The organism is Methylophaga sp. UBA4204, assembly GCF_002379485.1.
Classification (GTDB): Bacteria; Pseudomonadota; Gammaproteobacteria; order Nitrosococcales; family Methylophagaceae; genus Methylophaga.
In genome coordinates this window covers 33023-42353 of sequence record NZ_DFTU01000073.1, presented here as the reverse complement: position 1 = coordinate 42353, position 9331 = coordinate 33023, and the positions used below count along the sequence as shown (strand labels likewise).

General features: G+C 44.5%; 5 protein-coding genes. 2 read left to right on the top strand and 3 right to left on the bottom strand.

The window, feature by feature from the left end; translation table 11 throughout:
* Window positions 1-1144: 1144 nt before the first annotated feature.
* Complete coding sequence (locus tag B3182_RS10655) at window positions 1145-2122, bottom strand: endonuclease/exonuclease/phosphatase family protein (protein ID WP_292411294.1); 978 nt, start codon at window positions 2120-2122, stop codon at window positions 1145-1147.
* Window positions 2123-3075: 953 nt separating this feature from the next.
* Between B3182_RS10655 and B3182_RS10650 the strand changes: the two genes are divergently transcribed.
* Both B3182_RS10650 and B3182_RS10645 read left to right on the top strand, forming a co-directional pair.
* Window positions 3076-4971 carry a DUF294 nucleotidyltransferase-like domain-containing protein gene (locus B3182_RS10650; RefSeq protein WP_292357731.1) on the top strand — a complete coding sequence of 632 codons (1896 nt, stop codon included), beginning with the start codon at window positions 3076-3078 and terminating at the stop codon, window positions 4969-4971.
* A gap of 3 nt (window positions 4972-4974) precedes the next feature.
* A complete protein-coding gene (locus tag B3182_RS10645) occupies window positions 4975-5697 on the top strand; it encodes a 3'-5' exonuclease (RefSeq protein ID WP_292357733.1) in 723 nt (240 codons plus the stop codon).
* A 10-nt stretch (window positions 5698-5707) separates the two neighbouring features.
* Here B3182_RS10645 and B3182_RS10640 read toward each other — a convergent pair whose 3' ends face one another.
* Together B3182_RS10640 and B3182_RS10635 are read right to left on the bottom strand one after the other, a co-directional pair.
* On the bottom strand, window positions 5708-7288 hold the full coding sequence (locus B3182_RS10640) for a BCCT family transporter (protein ID WP_292747279.1): 1581 nt from the start codon (window positions 7286-7288) through the stop codon (window positions 5708-5710).
* Window positions 7289-7456: 168 nt separating this feature from the next.
* Window positions 7457-8821: a coiled-coil domain-containing protein gene (locus B3182_RS10635; RefSeq protein WP_292357737.1), complete on the bottom strand. Its 1365-nt coding sequence runs from the start codon at window positions 8819-8821 to the stop codon at window positions 7457-7459.
* Window positions 8822-9331: the final 510 nt, after the last annotated feature.

Genomic DNA, 9331 nt, shown 5'->3' with positions numbered 1-9331 from the left:
AATCGGATGGGCTCTTTTTTTTGGCTTGAAGGTTTGCATTATCCTGCCTGAGCATGTGACTCCCCATGTGACATTATCGCCGGGACAAGCCAGGTTCCAGACATGGCTTTGCATACACTCCATCCATGGAGATAAGCGATAATGGACGCCGCCAGGCGTCCGAAGGGCTGAGTCCATGGCTGGGCTCAGTCAAAGTAGGTCAAAGCACAAAACTACTTCTTCAGGTGGCCTTTTTTATTATCTGTAGTTGAGACAATGTGACCTACTTGAACGGAGTAGTCAGTTTTTGCTCCTGCAAAACCGACAGATATTACTTCCCTGTAAATAACAAAAACGCCAGGACAGGAAATGCTCCCAGCATTGCTTCTGCATACACTCCATCCAGGGAGATAAGCGTTTTTGCATGAGCGAAGCGAGCCCGAAGGGGGCAGCCACAGGGCGGTGGTTGATAAAGTAGGTCACCGATAACTGCTCCTGCGTTATCGGCATACATCACATCCCTGTGAATAACTGCCAGGCTTTAATACAAAAAATACCCGGTTCTCCTCATAGAGGCCCGGGTATTTTTTTGTCTAGCCAGATTGTAATCATTGCACATGAGTCTGAGCACAAAGCAGGTGACATAATCGCCAGCAGCGACAAAGGATGCCGATAGGTGCTCGAAGAGCGAGATGCAGGGATGCACTTCATCAGAGTAGGTCGACATAACCACCAAGCTTCTCGGTTGGTATAAGTCATTCATGGACACGCAGATGTATGAAAGTGGGGCCCCCTAAATTAGGTCACTGTTGATTGTATCCTGACAAGATGAAAGGCAGTTATTTTAGGCGAGCCCTTTTATATTCAAAAGAATGTATCGTGACTTCAAATAGTTAAATAGAAATCGCTTCAATATTAGATCTAATCATTAGTAATAATGGTTCAACCATATTTAAATTAATATTTTTTATCTTTATTGTGTCCTGGAGCGTTTTCGCTGTTTCCCGGACCGGCTGGGTCATGGCCTGGTGGCATGTGTCCATGCTTATAGTGCCCACATCCCGACAACATACCAAAAATTAAAATGAGTCCTGCTGATAGCCATTTATGAAAATTCAAAATGGAATTCCTTAAAGTAAATTATTAAATACAAATATGCACTACGCTAACTTGGAGTAGGTACATCGCTTTCACTCACCTCTTCTGAGGTCAGTTTTTCTCTTGCAAATCTTTTATCATCGTTATCAGCCTTAACTTCGGGCTGTGATTTGATGGTATCAGAATGAACAAAGTTTAATTGTGTAAACAAAGCAAAATGATCAGAGCCAAAATGGGATAAACGACGGATATCATAAAGCGTAAAATGCGCACTATGAAATAAATGATCTAACGGCCAACGCATAAACCAATAATCAGCATGAAAGGTATTAAACATACCTCTACCAATGCGTGGATCTAATAATTTACTGATTTTGCGGAATAACCTGGTTGTGTTGGACCAGGCGACGTCATTGAGATCACCGGTAACGATTATTGGTAATTCAGCGTCTGCTAAGCTTTTGGCAACCATAATTAGCTCGGCATCACGCTTAGAAGACTCTTCATTTTCTGTCGGACTGGGTGGAGCCGGATGCAGAAAATGTACACGAATATTTTGGCCTGATGGCAAGGTTAACAATGTGTGCATTGATGGAATATCATCTTGCACCAGAAACTCAGTTGTCGACTCCGATAACAGGTATCTAGAATAGACATGCATACCATACAAGTTTTCCTGAGGACAGCTCATTCGATAAGGATAATCATCTTCAATTGGTTTGAGTTGGGTTTCCCACCATTGGTCTGTTTCTAGGGTAACTAAAATATCTGGATTATTATTCTGTATTAATTCAATCAGCTTCTCCGCTTTTCTGTTAGTCATCAGAACATTTGCAGTCATGATTTTTATACTGTTTTCAGAGTCCAGAGTAGAAGCCTCACATACTTCTTGTGAATAAAACTTAGTGTAAGGCAGTATCCACCATAACTGAAAAGCAATAACAAATAATGTGGGTAAGAGCAGTAACCAGAAACATAGATTTGCATAATCCATGAAGAGGATTTCGCCAATCAACAATAGAATCGCGGATACAAAATATTGCATTCGCGGAAAATCATGTACACGAACCCACCATATTTCTTTACTTGATAAACTAAGTAAAGAAACACAAAGCAACAAAATAACCAGAGGGGCAAATAAATATATCGGGTTCAAAAGGATTTTAGAATCAGTATAGAAAGAAATGAGACGTTAACATAAAAGTGCTTTTGCAGCAGTCACAATATTTTCACTTGTATTGAAGATATTGCACTGCGTTACCATCAATAACCGTATTTCATTCTATATGGTTAAAGAGTAAAGACATGAAGTTTTCAGACATTTTTTTTTGAGAAATGCCCAGCTTATTGACTAAAACGTTGGCAGATAAAAATTGATCGTATTACCAATAGCTGATACTGATGGTTAGTCCTCAACTTTCTGATAAGAATTAAAGTGGTGGCAGGCGCATATCCATAATACGACGCTTTATCCCCTCATTTTTAATCCCTTATACAAAACGTAAAACATCATCTACATGAGCATGCTAAAGGGAAAGAAGCCCATAATGTAGGCGGTTTGAAACGCCACCTAGCCACCTACCATCAGTAATACTGCAATAACAAGAACAAGACCTTTGGATAAAGCCCAGAATATGCGTAGTCGTACGGGGAGATAATCACCGTAAATGATGATATCAATAACTAATGAGCCGGAATCCTATGAAGTTACAAAAAATGTCACGACAAACATTGTGGCTATCCCAGATACCAGTGTACTGAAAGGCAATTTATTAAATTGCTGTTAATCTTTTGTTGAGGCCAAGCATACTGTAATTAGCTAAATGATCGTCTATCATAGCCAAAGGCCTCAACAAAATAGTGACGGTTTATCGCCCACCCTGCGGGTATAGGCTCAGGTTTTTCTACTGAGCGGCGACCTGATTTACTTGACCTATACTTATAGTTTACATATCGCTGTGGTTAATCGACCATTATCACTGTTTATTAGAGATTTTCATGGAAGCAGAACTTCGAGAAATACGCGACCACCTGAGTTTACATCCCCCATTTGATAAATTGCTGGATGACTTGTTAGATGATGTTGTGGGCAATATTGAGATTACCTATTTTAAGGCAGGCTCGATGATCCTCAACAGGGGGCAGTCTATCGATGCACTCTCATATATTCGCAGCGGCGCTGTCGAGACCTATCACTATAATGGTGAGCTCTATAACCGTTTGGAAGAAGGGGATATTTTTGGTCAATTTGGTCTTTTGCGACAAGGTAAGGTCCGCTTTCCAGTAAAGGCCATAGAGGATACCTTGCTTTATCAAATCCCCAAGACTATTTTTGATCGCCTATGTGACAATGATAGCTTTGCTGATTTCGTTGAGCTCTCTGGTTCACGCTTAAAAAGCACGATAGACGAGAGCCTGCGTGAAAATGACATGATGACGACGCGGGTACGAAAGTTGATCAGTCGTTTGCCCCTGATGGTGGAAATCACAGTGTCGATTCAGGAGGCTGCTCGCCTGATGACAGAAAATGTGGTTTCTTCAGTACTTTTAATTGAGCCCGCAGATGAGGAAGATAGTGATGGTGTCTTTAGAGGTGATGATGGTGGACTCTGGCGGCTGAAAGGCATGGTTACCGATGAAGATTTAAGGTCTCAGGTTGTTGCTGCCGGAGTTCAAACGGATAGGCCAGTAGGTCAACTTAGTGATGGCCGCTTAATTACTATTCAGTCTGATGAATCGGTCAACGAAGCCATGTTGATGATGTTGCGTAATCATATTCAGCGGTTACCAGTGCTGCATCGACGTCGCCCGGTTGGTGTTTTGCATCTGTCTGATATCGTTCGTTACGAAACCAATAGTAGCCTGTATTTGGCCAGTAATATTTTTAGCCGGAACTCTGTGCGTGATTTGTCACGGTTGATTCCAGAAATACGCGCCGCTTTCATACGCCTGGTAGATGATGGATCTAACGCAAAGATGATTGGCGACGCAATGTCCAGTATCGGCCGTAGCCTGATGCGGCGTTTGATCGAGCTGGCTGAAGATGAGTTAGGACCAGCGCCTATACCTTATTGCTTTATGGTGCATGGTTCTCTGGCTCGCCACGAGCAATCAGTAATAACGGATCAGGATAATGCGCTTGTATTGCATGATAGTTTCGATCCGGAGCATCACGATGAATACTTTAAAATGTTGGCGAAAAAAGTCAGCGATGGTTTGGATGCCTGTGGCTACGAATACTGTAAAGGCGGGATTATGGCCACCAATGAGCAATGGCGGCAACCCCTCGCGCAATGGCGACGCTATTTCGATGAGTGGATTGCCGATCCCGATCCTCAACGGCTTTTACACAGCTGTATTTTTTTCGACCTGGATGCTGTGTATGGTGAAGAATATTTAGTGGAAAACCTGCAAGATATGATTGCAACCAAAGCGCGTTATAATCCACGTTTTTTGGGTGCAATGGCACGTAATGCCTCGAATCGAAGACCACCTTTGGGTTTCTTTCGTACCTTTGTAATGGAAACCGATGGTCGTCAGCACAAGGTAATTAATATCAAGGGTCGAGGTTTGGCTCCTATAACGGATGTGATTCGTGTGCATGCGTTAGCGGTTGGCTCGAAAGCTCAGAACAGCGCTGAACGTTTGCGGGATATTGAGCAGGCAAACATTTTACCTGCTGGCCAGGTCGATAAACTACAGTATGCGCTGGAGTTTATTGCTTTAGTGCGCATGCGTCATCAAGCGTTTGAACTACGAAATGATCAGGCGATAGACAACGCTATTGAACCAGAAAATATTGACACAGCAGAGCGTCACAATTTGAAAGAGGCTTTCCAGGTGGTCAATAATGCACAGAATTTTCTTCCTTATCGTTACCCATACTCGGCATAGTGAATGTTTAAAAAACGATCGCAACAGAGTGTGATTGATGAGTGGCAGCGTTATCAAGCGCAGCAGGCGATAGCCTGTGCGAATCCTATACTACAACGCTTTTATCAAATGCCGTTGACGGATCCCGAGGTGCCGCTGTCAGAAGTGTCGTTTATGGCTCTGGATTTTGAAACAACTGGATTAGACCCACGATACAACGAAATAGTCAGCTTTGGTCTAGTGCCTTTTACCTTGCGAAGTATTCGACCATCAGATGGTTATTATCAGGTGGTGAAGCCGAAGTGTAACCTGTCTGAAGAGTCTATTGCCTTTCATCGTATTACTCACTCTCAGGTGGCCACTGCACCGCCGTTAGAACAGGTGTTAGATGAGCTACTGGAAAGATTGAGTGGTTGTATAGTGGTTGTTCATTACCAACACATAGAGCGACCTTTTCTGGACTTGGCCTGCCATAAATTATGGGGAGAACATTGTTTATTCCCATTAATTGATACCATGGCAATCGAAGCGCGTTGGGAGCGCAGAGGTTGGAAAAACCAGTTGAAAGAAAGGTTGGGTATACAGCCTGTGTCAATTCGACTCGATGATAGCCGTCAGCGGTATGGTTTGCCAACATATTCAGCTCACCATGCCAAGGTAGATGCCATGGCCACGGCTGAGCTGTTTTTAGCTCAGGTGGCCAGGCATTACTCTCCCACAACGGCCATTGGTCAATTGTGGGAGTGAATTGTTCAGGCTACCTGGGCTCGGTCATTAAACCGCGAACAATGGCATAACAACCTACCAGTAAGACGATTGTGAAAGGAAGGCCTGCAGAGATGGATGCCGCTTGCAGTGCAGCGAGTCCACCACCCAGCAACAAGGCGACAGCAATAGCGCCTTCGATAACGCCCCAGAATACGCGCTGCGGTTTAGGTGCGTCGATTTTGCCACCGGCGGTAATGGTATCGATAACCAAAGAGCCAGAGTCTGAAGATGTGATAAAGAACACAATGACCAAGATTATGCCGATAAACGACGTGATTTCAGTGAGAGGAAGCTGTTCCAGCATCACAAAAAGTTTTAGCGGCAGATCTGCTGAAACAACACCGTCAAAGCCAGATTGCAGTTGCGTGATCGCATTTGTGCCGAATGCGGTCATCCAGAAAACCGAGACAAGAGATGGAATCAACATTACAGAGATTAAAAAATCACGCACTGTACGACCACGGCTCACTCTGGCAATAAACATGCCCACAAAAGGGGACCAGCTGATCCACCATGCCCAGTAAAATGTCGTCCAACCTTGGCTAAAGTTAGCATCTTCGCGACCAAAGGGATTCGACAATGCAGGAAGTTCAGTTAAATAGCTGCTTAAGTTAGAAAAAAAGTTTGAAAATATAAGTAAGGTGGGACCAACAAAAACCACAAACATGAGCAGTACAAATGCCAGTACCATGTTAATTTCTGATAGCCGTTTTACACCTTTGTCGACACCAGCCAAAATTGAGACAATGGCGATTGCGGTGATGGCTGCGATTAGTAGAACCAGTACTACGTTTCCATCGCCTACGCCAAACAGATGATCTAACCCTGAGGCCGCTTGTTGCGCACCAAGCCCCAATGAGGTTGCCAGACCGAAGAGTGTGGCAAATACCGCCAAAATATCGATAAGGTGACCAGGCCAGCCCCAAATTCTCTCTCCTAATATAGGGTAGAAGATAGAACGGACCGTGAGTGGTAAGCCTTTATTGAATGAAAAAATCGCCAGTGACAGCGCCACAATGGCATAAATAGCCCAAGGGTGCAGACCCCAGTGAAAAATAGTAGCGGCCATGCCCAGTTTTCTTGCAGCCTCAGGGTCGCCGGCTGCGCCACCGAGTGGTGCCCAATCGGTTCTCAGACCATCAGTGCCCACGCTGGTTCCACCAAAAGCGCTGTTATAGTGAGACAGCGGCTCCGATACACCGTAGAAAACTAGTCCAATACCCATGCCAGCTGCAAACAGCATAGAAAACCAAGAAAGCCGAGAAAAGTCTGGCTTGGCTTCAACCCCGCCGATGCGAATACGACCCAATGGTGAAATAATCAAGCCCAGGCATAAGACAACGAATATGTTGGCAGACAACAGGAAAAACCATGTCATGTGCGTATTGATCCAGTTTTTACTAGCCTCAAAGATCGTAGTGGATTGTTCGGGTAAGGCTAGCGACAGGAAGACAAAAGCCAACACAACAATTGCCGAGAAGATAAAAACGACACCATGAAGATCAACAGTGATTCCGAAATGTTTGGCTCGGTAGTTATCTTGTCCAATCTGATAATCGGTATCGATCAAATTGGTAGCGCCATTGGGTGCGCGTACACCTGCTGATTCAGGTTCAGCGGAGTTATCGGATTGACTACTCACGTTGCTATCCTTTTATTTAAGAGTTTTTGTATAAGTGTAAGCACACTACAAGAATTCAGCACCGCCTGTTGGCGATCCTCATTAAGAAATTGGGGTTTAGAAGTAATAGCCAAAATTGATCAGGAAGCGGGTCTGCCACTCGTCGTCGGTGTTGGCACCGAGGCGATCGCCGAAGGCTGCATCACCACCGACAAACTCGTTGCCGTTGGAAAAGCCAACTTCGTTGTAGATATACCAACCACCGCGAGCCAGAGCCACACCGGCAACGATCATTTCACTGTCGTTGAATCCGCTCTGATCTTTCACGATAGAACTGTATTCCAGATAAGGCAGAACGTAGTCCAGCCAAGAAATGTTATTGGTAGGTTGGTAATAGCTTAAAGAAACAGCAGGTATCCACCCTTTGGCAGCCGCTGTACTTGGGAAGTCATAGGCACCAAATTGCACCAGATCATCTGTACCCAGTGCCTGGTCAACGTCGACATCGAATTCGTAGCGTGTCAGTTGTGTAGCCAACTTAAGGTTGCCCCATTGATTGACCATATGTACCGAGGCGGCGTAGTGGTTACCGTCGGATTGTACCCCGCGGCTCTTGAGTTCACCTGCTTGAAGCGAGAAACCTAGGTCGGTTGAGCTGTCATCACTGCTGTTAAACGAATAGATCCCCCGAACATTGATTTGATTGCGTTCTTCATAACCATTACCGGATTCATCGACGACATCATATGAATAGCGGGCGCTATCACGACTGGCACCGGCATAATGGCCTTCGTCACTGGAGTAATAGGCCACATCCCACGCCCACTTACCGTGTTGCGTACTGTATTTAATCCCTAGGTCCATATCATCCGACAGGCCAAGGTAGTAGTGTTGGTCAAATAACCAAGCCTGTGAGATACCATATGCACCGGGACCGAAGGGCACACGATTAACGCCCAGTTGAATCTGACTATGGTCGTCCGGGCTGTAACCCACCCAACCAGTATGCAAGAAATTATAGCCATCATACCAACGATACTCGATTTTAGCCGAGTAAGGTCCGTTGTTATAATCTAAATTTGCACGCAGCGTATCTAGGCCAACATTACCTTCATCTTCCCAGGCTCGACCAGGAGCACCGCTATCATTGGCGGTGTAATCACCTACTGTGTACAAGGCACGAATAGCACCGCCCACTGTCCAATTGCCTATCTTAATGGGCGCATCAGCATCGGTGAGCTTGGCATTAGTTTCCGCCAAATTTTTATTTTCGGTTTGAATGCTTTCAAGTTCAGCATTGACCGAGTTTAATTCGGCTTCTAGCTGTTGAATACGCTCTTTGAGTTCTGCCTCGCTAGCAGCAAAAGCGGCTCCAGAAGTGAAAAGAAGAAAACTCAAAAAGGGGATATGAGCCCATTTTTTTAGTGATGAGATTGAATTTAATTCTTCCCGAACAGGGGGACGGCAGGTAAGTAAGGTCATCTATCGAATTCTTATCTATTGTGGCTAATGATGGATTGCACGCTTGCTTTAAACAGCTGTGAATTCACATCAACTCTACAGTAGCGACCTTGAACTGTGCAAACTGTTGCAGATTTATAAGATCACAATCCTCGTGTCATCATCCCTGTCAAAAAAGAGTCGCTTTACCCTCTTGTCGTCGTCATCACTTGATGTACGGTTTGAAACAAGAGCCTTCGCAGGACAAGACCTGAGGCAGCCTGTTGTATTTCTTGCTAGAGTCAGCGGCCAGAATTTGCCCCATTTAAAATTGGAGCATCGGACTTTTTGAACATGATCAATTTCTAAACAGATAATGTCTTATTGGACAAAGTCTCTTTTAAACCTTAGTTTGGTGTCAAAGTGTCAAAGAAAAGCTAAAGATGGTGTAATCCCCCCATTAATAACCGCAATTAAAAGTAGAGGGTTAAGCTGGACTCAGCAACTACCTTGGCGGTACGCGACCAATTGCTGAGTTTGGCCGTTCATTAT